Origin of the sequence: Alteribacillus persepolensis (assembly GCF_900099605.1) — a bacterium.
GTDB lineage: Bacteria > Bacillota > Bacilli > Bacillales > Marinococcaceae > Alteribacillus > Alteribacillus persepolensis.
The window spans coordinates 26,988-41,637 of sequence record NZ_FNDK01000005.1; the positions used below are offsets into that span (position 1 = coordinate 26,988).

The following is a 14,650-nucleotide window of genomic DNA, read 5'->3' on the forward strand; positions in this document are numbered from 1 at the left end:
GGCAGTTCGTATGACTGAAAACAAACCATACAGCAAAATATTAATTGCTGCATTGCTGATTGCTGGTTCTTTTGTGGCAATTTTGAATCAGACGCTGATGATTACAGCAATTCCACCAATCATGGATGAGATGAATGTGTCAGCCAATACTGGACAATGGCTGACAACAGTGTTTATGCTCGTGAATGGTATTATGATTCCTATCACGGCTTTTTTAATTGAGCGGTTTACGACAAGACAGTTGTTTATAACGGCGATGAGTGTTTTTGCTTTTGGGACACTGCTGGGTGGAGTCGCTACAAATTTTCCGTCCCTGATTGTCGGACGAACGATTCAGTCTGCTGGTGCTGGTGTGATGCTTCCGCTAATGCAAACAGTGTTCTTGCTTATTTTTCCTGTAGAAAAACGGGGAACTGCTATGGGCTATATCGGTCTTGTTATATCCTTTGCACCAGCGCTTGGGCCGACTTTATCCGGATGGGTTACATCGGCATATGATTGGCGTTATTTGTTTTGGTTCATTTTGCCATTATCGCTCATTATGATTATTATTGCTTTTTTTGTAATGAGAAACGTCACCGAAGTGAAAAACCCGAAAGTGGACCCCATCTCTATTCTGTTGTCATCAGCCGGATTTGGGGGATTATTGTATGGATTTACTAGTGCCGGTAATAATGGCTGGACGAGTCCCATTACATTAAGCGTTCTTTCTGTTGGTACGCTTACTCTATTTTTATTCATTCGAAGGCAGCTGAAGATGGAGCATCCAATGCTGGAGTTTCGCGTATTTAAGACGCGCATTTTTACGATATCAACAATTATTGGCATGATTGGTTTTATGGGGCTGATTGGGCTGGAAACACTGATTCCGCTATTCATGCAGAACATGCGTGGATTCACTGCTCTGGAGTCAGGGCTGGTGCTGCTGCCTGGTGCGTTATTAGCAGGGCTGATGTCACCAATTACTGGCCGTATTTTTGATAAAATAGGTGCACGGTTTCTGACGATTACAGGGGTGGCTGTTATGTCTGTGTCAACCTTTGCATTTATTTTTGTAGACAATACAACGACCATTTTTTTCCTTATGGCCGCTTATACAGTAAGAATGTTCGGCTTTTCTATGGTGATGATGCCTGTCACGACAGCTGGGTTGAACGAAATGCCGCCTAAGCTGATTCCGCATGGTACTGCGATGACGAATACGATGCGTCAAACAGCTGCTTCTGTTGGGACTGCTATTCTTGTTACAACGATGACAACAACCGAAGAATTTGCAGCACAATCGCTTCATACGGCTTATCCAGATATACTTGGTGTCAAAGTCGCGTTTTTTCTTATTTTTATGCTGACGCTGGCTGCACTAGGGTTATCTGTGTTTATACGAAAGACAACTCCGCCAACTGATGAAGAGTGGGATGCGCGGCATAATGTATAAGAAAAGCATCTTGCCAAAACAAGATGCTTTTTTTGCTGGCAACAAATAAAGAATTTTCCTAAAATAAAGGAAGCAGTTTGCTTATGACTGGAGATGAGAAAAGGAGGAACATGCGCGTGGATAAAAATATGGAAAGTGTCGCAAAAGTATTTACAGACAGTCCGTTTTGGGGGTTTATGGGATTTGAAATAGAAAAACTGCAAGAAGGAGATGTAGGGCTTTCACTTGAGGTTAGAGAGGAATTATACAATGTGAACGATACGCTGCATGGCGGAGCGTATGCGGCAATGCTTGATACAACGATGGGAATGACGGCCCGCTCCATTGAAAACGCCCCATTTGTTACTATTGATATGAATGTTCACTACCTACACCCTATTAAAGAAGGCACTATTTATTCAAAAGGCCGATTAATTAATCGCAGCAAGAGTTTATTTACGCTGGAGGCCGAAGTGTTTGACCAAAATCATCAGCTGGCAGCCCATTGTGTGGGAAGCTTCAAATTACTGAAAAAGAACAAACAATAGGAAGCGGACAAAAATATCGCTGTTTGTATAAATTTTTAGGCTATTTTCGTTGCTTCCGGCGTATAATGAACTAACCTCAATTTGAGTGCAAACAACATGAGAGGGAGGTTTTTGGCAATGGATGAAAAGGATAAATCCGTCGAGGAGAAAATAACGCCGGAAGACAAAGTGAAAGCAGAAGAAGCGGAAAACGCAGCAGCAAAAACGTCAATGGGGTTAGAAGAGAATGTAGCGGGACTGTTGTGTTATGTTTTTGGACTTATCACAGGTATTTTGTTTCTTGTATTAGAAAAAGACAGCCGATTTGTCCGTTTTCATGCGCTGCAATCGATTTTTATCTCTGCTGCATTAGTTATTTTGAACATTGTTTTGACAGCTGTTCCTGTTTTAGGATGGTTAATCGGTATATTATTATCACTATTAGGGTTTGTTCTCTGGATTATTTTAATGGTAAAAGCTTACCAAGGCCAGTGGTTTAAGCTGCCAGTAGTTGGGGAGATGGCTGAAAAACAAGCAAACGCACTAAATAAATAATGGCAGGTTGAAACAAGCTGGCAGGGAGGCTGTCAGCTTGTTTTATACGTTGTCAGAGTGCTTGGCATCCTTCGCAGACGAGGATGCTTTTTACGGTGGAAGTGTTTGTTTTGCGATGTTTATAGGAGTTTTTAGTATTCTTCTAAGCTGTCAAGTGACACATCTAATTCATTATCTGGGTCGTCGATCGCAAAAATACGCACCGTATGCTTTTGTTCATCTACACGCTGGATATATACCGGCGTTCCATCATATCGCACATCCGCCATCACAGGTGATTGGGCAATTTCTTGTGCTCGAAAAGCATCCAATGTTTGTTCCTCCTTTTCTGCTATGAAGACTTGGTGATACGCCAAGTTTTTCTAAACATTTTTCAGTATGCGTGAAAAACATGAAGATATACAAAGAGGAGAGACGCACCATTTATTTTTGGCATTAATATAATAAAACGTGATTAACTTCACAGAAAGTGAGGAAATCTACAATTATCGTGCGAATAGAGAGGAGGCGAACGAGTGGGGATTCAAGCAGGCGATGTGGCACCAGATTTTACGCTGCCATCAACAGATAAGCGGGATATTTCCTTATCCGATTATAAGGGAGAAAAGTATGTGCTGCTCGTATTTTTTCCGCTGGACTTTACACCAGGATGAATACGAGAATTGACCTCTTGGAAAGAGGAATATAAACGGTTAGACGAAAAAGACACAGAAGTACTTGGAATTAGTGTTGATCACATTTATTCACAGAACGTTTTTGAAGCAAGCCTTGGAACCCTGCCGTATCCATTATTAGCTGACTGGCACAAAACGACAGTGAAAAAATACGGTGTGTTTCACGATGAAAACGAAACAGCAATCCGCTCGTGTTTTCTCGTTGATAAAAATGGAATCATTGATTTTGTAAATACGTCTTTTCAGGCGGATAACAAACAGCACTATGAAGAAATCATCGCTCGATGTAAGCAGCGATAATATCAATAATAACAGCGGCCATTAGCGCCGCTTATTTTGTGCTTACATAGAAGTATTTTTCATGGAAGAATGCAGTATTTGCTTTTGAAAATCAATCATCAACGGCTGTTTCATTAAAAGATCCAATCCTATCAAGCCGTTGTGCCGTGGAGGAAGTGTGCCAATATCAATAGGATGATGTGTCCAAACATAAGAGCCAATGTGTATTTCATCCATCGTTTTGGTGAAAAAATAAGCGGAGCCGCCAATGCCATATGCCTCATAGATAGGGTCGTTATTTTGATAAGTGATATCGATATCAGACACGACATCGGCGCTTATCATTGTATGTGTAGAACCAGTGTCAATAATAATCTCATCTACCGTTAAGCTTTTGTTTTGAAAAAAGATAGTCATCGTTGTAGTTAAGAGGCCGTTTTGAACAGTAAGATCCATGATGGTTCTGCCTTTCTTTTGGGAAAAGTCTTTATACTCATCTAATGCACTGTGGTTTTAAAATATGAGTTGTGTGATTTGGCATCATAATAAGATGTCCTTTACAATCAATATGAAGATATTAAAAGAAAAATTTAGAAAAAAAAGGTGCATAATAGGAAGGATAGCTAAAAAGAAGGAGTGTTATACCATGAAATATCGAACACTGGGTAAAACGGGCATGGAAGTATCCGTTATCGGACTTGGTACGTGGCAGTTTGGCGGTGAATGGGGACACGACTACAATCAATCGGAAGTTGATGCTATTTTTGATAAAGCAAGAGAAACAGGAATTAATTTTATTGATACAGCAGAATGTTATGGTGATCATTTATCAGAAGAATTTATTGGCAAAGCGATTGAAAGAGACCGTGACCAGTGGGTGCTGGCAACGAAGTTTGGACACAAATTTCACGGCATGTATGACCGAACTCGTCACTACAGTGCCAAAGAGGTACAGCAGCAGCTGGAAGATTCTCTGCGTGCGCTGCGTACGGACTATATTGATTTATATCAGTTTCATTCAGGCGTGAAAGAAGAATTTGATAATGATGATTTATGGACGATGTTAGATAAACAAGTACAAGCCGGTAAGATTCGGCATGTAGGTTTATCCATAAAGAAAAATAATGATACGTACCAAACAAAAAAAGCAAGCGAAATCGGTGCAGAAACCATTCAGGTCGTGTACAACCGTTTAGACCGTACGCCGGAAGAAGGAGTCTTCCCGGCTTGTGAAGAACAAAACCTTGGAGTGCTGGCCCGTGTTCCGCTTGCCAGTGGTTATTTAAGCGGAAAGTATAAACCTGGTGCAACATTTGCAGAAAACGATGTTCGTCACAAACATGACCAAGATGAAACACGCAGAAAACTAGAGCTTGTCTCCGAGCTGCAGCAAAATGAAGTGCCTGAAGATGTCCCGATGGCAGAGTGGGCACTGGCCTGGTGTTTAAAACATTCCGCGGTAACGTCTGTGATACCAGGATGTAAAAATCCAGATCAAGTAGCTTCCAATGCCAAAGCGGCAGATTTAGATATTGTGCGCCCCGATCATCCGCAAAGTTCAAGATAATAAATATATACAGGAAATCTGGGGGAAGAGGTATAGAAACTGCAGAATGAGTTTTTTGGACGCAAAACCCCCCCTTAAGGCAGCATCAATTCTGTCTGCCTTAAGGGGGAACATATCAATTGAAAACAGCATCTGAGAAAAAACAAAGAAAAATAAACAGCAGCATTCCAGCGTTACATACTATATATAATCATACGGACAGCGCAAAAGGTTTCAACACACTTTCTTTCATAAAAGAAAAGTGATACGTGGAGCATGTCGTAAAATCAGCTCGTGCGTGTTAAAATATGCATGTAATATGCAAGCTTTAAAGTGAAGGTGTGGAAATTATGCACGCAATAAAAAAAGCGGTGTTGGTCTTTATCGGCAGTTTGTCTGTGGCCCTTGGTGTGTTGGGAATTATTTTACCGCTCCTTCCGACGACTCCATTCCTGCTGCTTGCTGCGTTTTGTTATGCTAAGTCATCGCATATTCTGTACGATAAGCTCTTAGCAACAAGGTTAGGAGGATATATTAAACAGTACAAGGCTGGACATGGTCTGCCGTTGAAAACAAAAGTGGTGGCGTTAGCCCTCTTATGGGGAAGTTCCGCGTACTCCATTCTTTTTCTTGTCCCCTTTCTGGCTGTTCAAATTGGTTTAGCGATGATTGTGCTATATATTACATATTGGATATTGCGGCTGAAAACGTATCGGCCGGCACCTAACAAAGCCCCTTATACAAAGTCAGGTGCGATTCAAAAAGAATAAAACTGTTTTGGCAAAATGCTCTGGCATTTTGCTTTTTTTAGAAGGCAGAAAAGTAGATATGTTGATTGTTATTTTCATCCATACGCTATCTGGAAGCAGGAGCGGAAGACGGGTGACTTCAGCGGGAATAGCATGAGGCTGAGGCCATGCCCGCGGAAAGCGTCCCGTCTGCAGCAGATGCGTTCTAAAGCAGTAACGTCTACGGTGATAAGGACGGTGGTTGAGCGGATTTCCGCCGTTTTTCTTATTCTTTTTAGGATAACCGGATGCGCTTCTAAAAAGCAGCGATTTTTTATTTTTTAGTTTATTTTAATATTACGCCCGCTTTGTGAATATGTTGAAATGAAGACGTTTATTTCGTTATGGCTCTTCAATCATGGACGGAGGTGTGTAGGAATGAAAGCAGCTGTATTAGGGGCTGGATTAATGGGAAAGGAAGTAGCACGCGATTTATTAACCAATCCAGCTGTAACCAAGATAGCTTTGGCAGATGTAGACAAGAAAAAAGCGGATGCTGCCATTGCTCCGTTCAAGGACAGCCGCCTCGTTTCAACGTATGTGAATGCAGCGGATGAAGCCATGCTTAAAGATTTTATAAAAGATTATGATGTCGTGGTAAATGCATTGTTTTATACGTTTAATGAAACTGTTGCAAAAGCAGCGATTGAAATGGGGGTACATGCCTGTGATCTAGGCGGCCATATTGGACATGCAACAGACAGGATTTTAGAGTGGAAGCAAAAAGCCGCAGATGCTGGTATCACGTATATCCCAGATCTAGGAGTAGCACCGGGAATGATCAACATTTTATCCGGATACGGGGCGAAGCAGCTGGATGAAGTAGAGAATATTTTCATTCGGGTCGGCGGTCTGCCATTGCGTCCGGAGCCGCCATTTGGATACAATCATGTATTTTCCTTAGAGGGAGTATTTGATCATTATACTGATCCTTCCTTAATTATTCGCGATAGGAAACTAACGTATGTAAAGCCATTGTCTGAACTAGAAACAATCTATTTTGAAGGATTTGGTCCATTAGAAGCTTTTCACACATCGGGGGGGACATCGACACTTCCAAAAACATTTCCACACGTGAAAAATTTAGATTATAAAACAATCCGCTACCCAGGGCATGCAGAAAAGTTTAAGTTATTAGTGGATTTAAAGATGACTGACAGAGATTACGAAGTGGATATCAACGGCCAAAAAGTAAAGCCAAGGGATGTTTTAAGAGAAGTACTTGCGCCAATTGTCGATTTAAAAGACAAAGACGATGTTGTGCTGCTTCGTGTGAGGACGGAAGGAAAAAAACAGGGGTCACCGGCTGTGCGGACATTTGAAATGAAGACAGTGAGAGATCAAGCGTTATATGTGACAGCTATGGCGCGTGCTACCGCTTATACGATTTCGATTGTTGCACAGATGATGGGAAGCGGCTTGATTAAACAGAGAGGAGTTTTTTGTCCAGAAGAAATTGTTCCAGGTAAAGAGTATATCGAAGAAATGGCCAAAAGAGGCGTAGAGATAAAAGAATCCAGTATGTAAGGAGGCGCTTGCTGTGGGAAAAATTCCGTTATACCGAAACTATGTAGATGGCCGTTGGCAGGAAGATGCAAATCGCCGCGAGAAGGTAATCAATCCAGCAAATGCAAAAGTAATCGCTGAAGCAGTTATATCTTCGCCACAGATTGTCCATGAAGCAGTAGATGCGGCAAAGCGCGCGCAGCCAGCATGGAAAGCAGTCCCGGCGCCGGAGCGCGGTGAATTGCTGTTTGAGATTGCGCAAAAATTAAAAGAAAAAAAAGAAGAGCTGGCTCAAGTATTAACAGCCGAAAATGGCAAACCCATACAAGAGGCACGTGGAGAAGTGCAAGAAGCGATTGACATGGGCTTTTACATGGCTGGGGAAGGCAGGCGTCTTTTTGGACAAACCGTACCAGCAGAACTGCCTAATAAACATGCGATGAGTGTTCGTTCTCCAGTTGGTGTTGCTGGCTTAATTACACCGTGGAACTTTCCTATTGCAATCGCCAGTTGGAAAATGTTCCCTGCCATCGTGAGTGGAAACACTGTTGTGTGGAAACCAGCGCTTGAAACACCGGGAATGGCTGATCAGTTTGTAAAGATTTTAGACGAATGCGGACTGCCGCATGGTGTGGTGAACCTTGTTAATGGGACTGGAGAAGAGGCAGGAAATGCTATTGTTGAACACGATGAAGTAGATATTGTTTCTTTTACCGGATCTACTGCTACAGGGCGTGCAATTGCCAGTAAAGCTGGGGGAATGCTGAAAAAAGTATCGCTTGAAATGGGAGGAAAAAATGCTATCACTGTTATGGACAGTGCCGATATTAATTTAGCAGTGGATGGTATTTTGTGGAGTGGATTTGGCACGAGCGGACAACGCTGTACAGCAGCCAGCCGGATTATTGTGCATCGTGCTGTTAAACAAGAGCTAGAAGAGGCTTTAGTGGCAAAGACAAGAGAGCTAGCCGTTGGAGACGGAGCAGATGAAAACACAGATGTTGGACCAGTTATTGGAGAAACAGCACTGACAAGCATTCATGATTATGTAAAAATCGGCCGTCAGGAAGGGGAACTGCTTTGCGGAGGACAGATATTAAACGAAGGGAAATATAAAAAAGGCTATTATTATGAACCAACAATTATTACAAATGTTCATCCAAGTGCAAGAATTGCACAAGAAGAAATATTTGGACCGGTTCTTGCTATCATTCCAGTCAATTCGTTATCAGAAGCAATACAGGTAAACAATGATTCAGCATATGGATTATCTAGCTCTATTTTTACAAACAACACAAATGAAGTATTTCGAGCGATGCATGAAATGGATACAGGAATTGTGTATGTAAATGCTGGAACGACTGGGGCTGAAATCCATTTGCCGTTTGGGGGAACGAAAAAAACAGGAAACGGCCATCGCGATTCAGGTACAGCCTCATTAGATGTGTTTACAGAATGGAAGAGCGTATATGTTGATTACAGCGGCACCTTACAGCGGGCACAAATTGACAATAATGAATAGTCTGATGAATATAGGTTCTTATGAAGCTGATGTTTCATAAGAACCTATTTCTCTAGGCAGGAAAGCATAACATGCTGCGCTTCTTTACTCTTGCCCAAGCGCCCAGCCACTTAGGCGTACACGAGGCGGATCGGTGCAGCGTTACCACAGAATGTGTGCGTTCTTAGTAGAAGTGCCTTACAGAAGTTCCTTTACCGTAGCCGACCCTCTTTTTTTTTTTTTTTGCGGCGGTTGGGCCTTTCTTATATAAAGATGAAAAAAACGAAAAAGTGTGATATGTTGGAGAGAACAAGGAGGAGGGATTTTTTGATGAACCTCGAACACACTGTAATGGATAACAAAAAGAAAATATCAATTCAACCTGAGCGAATGGTCGTTTACTTGCAAAGTAAAATCATTGAGAGTACCGACCAAGAGGGGTATATGTATTATTTGTTTTTCTACAAAGACCATTATATCACCGCCGTAAAAACAAACAAAGTAAGGCGCCGTTCGTACGTTGAAAAAGCAAATAAACGAGGAATTGTGTTTTCTGCGAGCCACCCCTTTTGCCAAAAACTGCTCTCGAATCATTCCTCTTTTATAAAAAGAAGTTTTAATCAAGTCCGCGCTAAACTTGAAAAGCAGTATCCTCCGCATGAAACAGCCTCTATACTCACTTTTTTTGATGCGTTTATCCCAAAGAAAGAAATATTTACTATAATACAATCATATTTTTATCAATACCGGCGTAACGGGCAACTATTTGCTGGTTACCGTTTATTGCGTGTGCTGCTTGATTTTACTCCAAAGCATCGCTGGGTCAGACAAACAGCAAACGAACTTCAGTATGCCCGTTATAAAGAGCTGTATCAAGAAAAGCATAACGACTTGTGGGAAAAAGATATCAACTATGTCGAAAAAGCGCTGTTTCAACAGCGGCAAAAGTCTTCCAAAGCTGCTGACCAATTATTAACTTTATTCGACCACGACAACCGCTTTCTTGATGCATGTATTTTAATGATTCAACAGTTTCTCCTTAAGCCTTCCCAATACTCTTATGAAAGAATTATGGAGCGAATAAAAACTCACTTTTCTTCTGAAGATATGCTGATAATTGTTGAAGATATGTATCAGCGCCTCCCGTCATTTGAACCACTGCAGTATACACTGCTTCACCATTATCTTTTACAGCAGAACCTCGACAAAACAATTCCATTGCTGAACGAACACTCCCTTCAATTAACTAATACACAATGGATGGATCTAGAGAACATGTTAGAAAAAATGAATATCCAACACGATAATATGTCCATCGAACACCTCAATACGTATATTGCCGCTCTCTTTCAAACCGATCCCAAAAAAGCCGAGACAATCCTTCACAAATGTGTCACCCAATTATTGACAGTAAAAAAGCTAGCAGATGTTTCCGACTGGCTTCGACCGATTCAATCGGCGTATGCTAACTCTCCAGTTATTAAACGAATTGAAAACATGCTGCAGTGGAGCGAAGATCCTGACCAGCAGAGAAAACTTGGGGAATTGTATTACCAATTTCAGCAAATTGATCAAGCGATTGAATGTTTCAGCTGGGAGATGGAGATGGATACACAAGACCCGCTTCCTGTCCGCTGGCTGTCGAAACTCTATTTAGAAGCGGGGAAACAGGAAGAATCGAAAGCATATCAAAAGTTGTATCAGGAAATGCAGAAACAAAAAAACGCATAATGGTGTAATAGAAGGGGCTCTCATTCACGTATGGGGGCCCTTTTCGCGGTATGAGCACGAAGGAAGCGCAAAAAACCGCAATGTTTACACGAATAGAAAACGATCATATGTGCGCAGGTGAATCACTGGTGTCGTCAGCACGTAAAGAAAGTTCTTATATGTGCAGCGAGATTCTCCCCTTTAGTCGAAGGATGGACGCTGAACCATTAAAAAATAAGAAAAACATTTACAGATAAGAAACACTTCCCTATAATATTAACTGTATTAACACATATAACACAGATGATACAGTTATAACAAAGAAAGGGGGGACTACTTTGTTTGAGCTGGATGTGAGAAGTCGAAAGCCAATATATGAACAGCTGATTACTAACATAAAACAGTTAATTGTTTCGAATGTTTTACAGCCAGATGAGAAATTGCCATCTGTACGAATGCTTTCTAAACAGTTAACGATAAATCCAAACACGATTCAAAAGGCGTATCGGGAATTAGAGCGGGAAGGTTATTTGTATTCTGCAAGCAGAAAGGGGTATTTTGTGGCTCCAATAGAACTAGTATCCAACGACCAAAAACTATCTGAGTTAAAAGAACACATTCAAGAGTTATTAAAAGAGGCTGTGTATTTCGGGCTGACCAAAGATGAATTAGAACGTTGGTTTAATGAAATACAAGAGGGGGGAGCTAGCAGTGATCCAAATCGAAAAAGTGACGAAGACATATGAAAATGAAAAGGCATTACATGGTATTAGTTTATCGGTAGGAAAAGGTTCGATTTATGGGTTGTTAGGAACAAACGGGGCAGGAAAAACAACGTTATTAAAAATATTGGCTGGCATTTATCGACCGGATGAGGGGAATGTGAAGGTTGATAATCAACCAATCTATGAAAACGTAAAACTAAAGGAAAAAGTAGTATTTATATCTGACAACTTGTATTTTTTCCCGCAGGCAACCATTGAACAAATGGCGGCATACTACCGTTCCTTTTATCCCAGTTGGAATGAAGAGCGCTATCAAACGATGCAGAAAGTGTTTCAAATCAATCCTAAAAGAAAGCTTCAGCGGCTCTCTAAAGGCATGCAGCGCCAAGCGGCATTTTGGTTATCACTTTCAGCCATGCCGGAAGTATTGATTCTTGATGAACCGATTGATGGATTGGATCCGGTGATGCGGCAAAAGATAAAAAATCTGCTGTTTCAAGATGTAGCAGATCGTGAGCTTACTGTTGTTATTTCTTCTCATAACTTACGAGAAATTGAAGATATATGCGATCATGTTGGTATTATGCATCGAGGAAATATCGTCGTCGAAAAAGATCTTGATGATTTAAAAAGTGATACACATAAAATTCAAGCTGCCTTTTCCTCAGAAGAACAAGAACAACGTATATTAGAGCAGCTGACAGTTTTGCATCAAGAAAAAAGAGGCAGTGTACTGCTTGTTATTGCCAAAGGTCAAAAAGAAGCGGTAGAACACATTGTTCATTCCAGCAAACCGCTGGTGTTTGATTTACTTCCTCTCACGCTGGAAGAAATTTTTATTTATGAAATGGGGGGAATCGGCTATGAAATCGAAAATATCCTTCTTTAACCCAGGAGTGCAAAAACAAAATCTGAAACAGCATGGTTGGATTGCACTTGTATATTTAGTAGGCCTCTTGTTTACGGTTCCGCTGCAAATGGTGCTGCACATAACAAATGAAAATACTATGCCATACCGCCATGTTGAACATTTATTTTCTATCGGCTTTCCGATGCAATTATTTGTCGCCTTTATTGTTCCCATTATTACAGGTATGTTCCTGTTTCGCTATGTACAAACGAAACAAGCGGTTGATATGATTCACAGCCTGCCTATATCAAGAGGAAGTTTATATATCAATCATCTTTTAAGCGGACTGGTTATGCTTGTGATTCCCGTTTGGGTGACGGGCGGCGCAGCAGCTGCTGTATCTGCTTATCCAGAACTTGAAGCTATAACAATGAGTGATGTGTGGATTTGGACTGCAGTGATGACAGTGATGTCTGTGTTTTTCTTTTGTTTTTCTGTATTTATTGGGATGTTGAGCGGCATGTCTATTGCACAAGGCATTTTAACATTTATTATTTTGATGCTTCCCGCAGGGTTGTTCATGTTATTAAATACGAATATTAATTTCTTTTTATATGGGTTTCCTAATCACTATTACTCGGGTGAAACAATCGTCAAGTGGTCACCGATTATTATGATGGGAGAATTTAATCATGTAGAAGAAATCCCCTTAGGGCACATTTTTGTGTATTTAGGATTAGCCGTTATATTTGCGTTATTGGGATATGTGCTGTATAAATTCCGTGCTTTAGAAATGGCGGGGCAGGCAATTGTATATGAACCGCTTCGTCCAATTTTTAAATACGGTGTAGCATTTTGTGCGATGCTTGTCGGCGGCATTTACTTTGAACAATATCATTCAACAGGCTGGCTGATATTTGGCTATGTGTTTAGCTCGCTGCTTGGATTTCTTATTGCTGAAATGATTCTGCAAAAAACGTGGAGAATTTGGAAAGGCAGAACGTTTATTCAATATGCAGGATACGCCGCCGTTGTTATCATTTTTGGATTAGTACTGCACTTTGACGTGATTGGCTATGCGAGCAACGTTCCTAATGAAGATGATGTAAAGGGCGTATACTTTGGCGATGATGTGCATTCATTAACACGTGCAGAAGAGGAAGAGGATGTATTTGTTACAAATCAGGCGTATATTGAAAATGTGCGGGCCTTTCACGAATATGTAGCACAAACCAAGCCGGAAGAGGTACAAACAAATCAGCCGCATCGTTTTAATCAATACGCTATTGCATACAAACTAAATAACGGATCAACACTTGTTCGGCAATATCAGCTCCCGCTAGAATCAGTAAAAGACCAGTTAGCACCGATAGTAGAATCAGAGTCATACAAACGTATAAACTATCATGTGGATGTGTTGGATAATAAGCTGCAAAACATTGTTATTACTGCTGATGGACCTGTTCAGAAAAACGTGACCATCACCGATCCAGAAGAAATACAAGAACTGCAGCACATATTGAAATATGAAATTTCCAGGCTGCAGGTCGATGATGTGGTGGAAAACAACATGAATTGGGGAAGTGTTATATTGGAACTTCCTCTGCAAGCGGACGCTTTACCAGATGAAGCTGTACAGTTGTCGATTCCTTGGAAAAAGAACTTTAATCAATTAGAACAATGGCTAGAAGATAACGGATACTTGGATCAAGCCCGTATTTTGCCGGAAGATATCGCATTTATGGAAGTGCAGAGGCTGGCAGGGGGAACCAATGGCATGGCATACCCAGATCGCGTTTTTCGAGAGGATCTGGGCTCTGAAACTTCTGTACAAGTCGAAGACAAAGAAATCATTGAAAAGGCATTAGAAACATCTCGCACGATGGGAGATGGAGAATATTTCGTACGATTTGTTACGGAAAACGATATCGAGTTTTACGGAGTGTTTACGAAAGAAGATGTCCCAGAAGAAATTATATCGCTGTATAACAGTCCATCATAAAAAAAGCACTCGCCGGTTTTTGGCGAGTGCTTTTTACATTAAAACAGTTGTTTGTTGTTCAGGGCATTTTCATTTTTCTTCATTATTCTTTGGTAAACCCTTCTTTTTCCAAGTAATCGGCTGCTTCGGGGTAAGAATTAAAGGTCCCATCAAGGTCAGTATCAGCGTATACGTTCCACTCCTCGCCTTCTTTAAGCAGTACAAGCACTTGATCGTTATCGTTAATCCACTCTTCTAAATACATCTCTTGATCAATGCTTTCAGCAGATAAGGAATCAATAGATGCCTCAATAATCGTTCGCAGTTCTGCTTCAGAAAAGTCACGTATGTTGACGTAGCCTTTTTCATCGGCCTCATATCCCGAAATAAGACCAGCATATACGTAGCCATTTCCATTAGGATGTAAATGGTATACGACATTTTTTTTATCATAGACACTGTCTTCGTATTGAAAGTTCACTCTGCCAAGAGAAACGTCTTTTTGCGTGAGCTCTGGAAAGGCTTCTGTAATTACTTTCATCTTTTCTTCAAATGTTAACATATATCCTCCATAAAAGATTCTTATTTTAATAC

15 protein-coding genes are annotated in these 14,650 nt (G+C 40.9%); 12 read left to right on the plus strand and 3 right to left on the minus strand.

The genetic code is table 11. The annotated features are described in order from the left end of the window. Positions 1–10 precede the first annotated feature (10 nt). The 3 genes from BLT18_RS05820 (at position 11) to BLT18_RS05830 (ending at position 2,496) form a co-directional block, all read left to right on the plus strand. Entirely contained in the window at positions 11–1,435 is a 1,425-nt protein-coding gene (locus tag BLT18_RS05820; RefSeq protein ID WP_091272085.1) for an MDR family MFS transporter, read from the plus strand. Between the two features lie 116 nt (positions 1,436–1,551). Next, positions 1,552–1,962 (plus strand): PaaI family thioesterase, encoded by a 411-nt coding sequence (locus BLT18_RS05825; RefSeq protein ID WP_175487388.1) that lies wholly within the window; start codon positions 1,552–1,554, stop codon positions 1,960–1,962. 117 nt (positions 1,963–2,079) lie between these two features. Next, positions 2,080–2,496, plus strand: coding sequence for a DUF4870 domain-containing protein (locus BLT18_RS05830; RefSeq protein WP_091272088.1), 417 nt, complete (start codon positions 2,080–2,082; stop codon positions 2,494–2,496). Between the two features lie 131 nt (positions 2,497–2,627). Here the strand turns inward: BLT18_RS05830 and BLT18_RS05835 are convergent, their stop codons facing one another. After that, on the minus strand, positions 2,628–2,807 hold the full coding sequence (locus BLT18_RS05835) for an H-type small acid-soluble spore protein (protein ID WP_091272090.1): 180 nt from the start codon (positions 2,805–2,807) through the stop codon (positions 2,628–2,630). Positions 2,808–3,032: 225 nt separating this feature from the next. Between BLT18_RS05835 and BLT18_RS05845 the strand changes: the two genes are divergently transcribed. Further along, a complete protein-coding gene (locus BLT18_RS05845; RefSeq protein ID WP_245705197.1) occupies positions 3,033–3,470 on the plus strand; it encodes a redoxin domain-containing protein in 438 nt (145 codons plus the stop codon). Between the two features lie 42 nt (positions 3,471–3,512). On the opposite strand, the gene BLT18_RS05850 is transcribed toward BLT18_RS05845, so the two are convergent. Continuing rightward, the gene (locus BLT18_RS05850) at positions 3,513–3,905 is read right to left on the minus strand and encodes a retropepsin-like aspartic protease (RefSeq protein WP_091272094.1); all 393 of its coding nucleotides are present in this window, start codon (positions 3,903–3,905) and stop codon (positions 3,513–3,515) included. 190 nt (positions 3,906–4,095) lie between these two features. Between BLT18_RS05850 and BLT18_RS05855 the strand changes: the two genes are divergently transcribed. From BLT18_RS05855 to BLT18_RS05890, 8 genes are all read left to right on the plus strand, one after another. Continuing rightward, a complete protein-coding gene (locus tag BLT18_RS05855; RefSeq protein ID WP_091272096.1) occupies positions 4,096–5,016 on the plus strand; it encodes an aldo/keto reductase in 921 nt (306 codons plus the stop codon). 329 nt (positions 5,017–5,345) lie between these two features. Beyond that, a complete protein-coding gene (locus BLT18_RS05860) occupies positions 5,346–5,765 on the plus strand; it encodes a YbaN family protein (protein WP_091272097.1) in 420 nt (139 codons plus the stop codon). A 396-nt stretch (positions 5,766–6,161) separates the two neighbouring features. Next, entirely contained in the window at positions 6,162–7,310 is a 1,149-nt protein-coding gene (locus tag BLT18_RS05865) for a saccharopine dehydrogenase family protein (protein ID WP_091272099.1), read from the plus strand. Positions 7,311–7,323: 13 nt separating this feature from the next. Next, positions 7,324–8,811 (plus strand): aldehyde dehydrogenase family protein, encoded by a 1,488-nt coding sequence (locus tag BLT18_RS05870; RefSeq protein WP_245705190.1) that lies wholly within the window; start codon positions 7,324–7,326, stop codon positions 8,809–8,811. Between the two features lie 309 nt (positions 8,812–9,120). Next, a complete protein-coding gene (locus BLT18_RS05875; protein ID WP_091272101.1) occupies positions 9,121–10,521 on the plus strand; it encodes a hypothetical protein in 1,401 nt (466 codons plus the stop codon). 317 nt (positions 10,522–10,838) lie between these two features. After that, positions 10,839–11,246: a GntR family transcriptional regulator gene (locus tag BLT18_RS05880; RefSeq protein ID WP_091272103.1), complete on the plus strand. Its 408-nt coding sequence runs from the start codon at positions 10,839–10,841 to the stop codon at positions 11,244–11,246. Further along, entirely contained in the window at positions 11,212–12,114 is a 903-nt protein-coding gene (locus tag BLT18_RS05885; RefSeq protein ID WP_091272104.1) for an ABC transporter ATP-binding protein, read from the plus strand. The genes BLT18_RS05880 and BLT18_RS05885 overlap by 35 nt, the downstream gene beginning before the upstream one ends. Continuing rightward, positions 12,089–14,077 (plus strand): DUF6449 domain-containing protein, encoded by a 1,989-nt coding sequence (locus BLT18_RS05890; protein WP_091272107.1) that lies wholly within the window; start codon positions 12,089–12,091, stop codon positions 14,075–14,077. Before BLT18_RS05885 ends, BLT18_RS05890 begins: the two co-directional genes overlap by 26 nt. Before the next feature lie 82 nt (positions 14,078–14,159). On the opposite strand, the gene BLT18_RS05895 is transcribed toward BLT18_RS05890, so the two are convergent. Then, positions 14,160–14,618: a hypothetical protein gene (locus BLT18_RS05895; protein ID WP_091272108.1), complete on the minus strand. Its 459-nt coding sequence runs from the start codon at positions 14,616–14,618 to the stop codon at positions 14,160–14,162. Between the last annotated feature and the right edge of the window lie 32 nt (positions 14,619–14,650).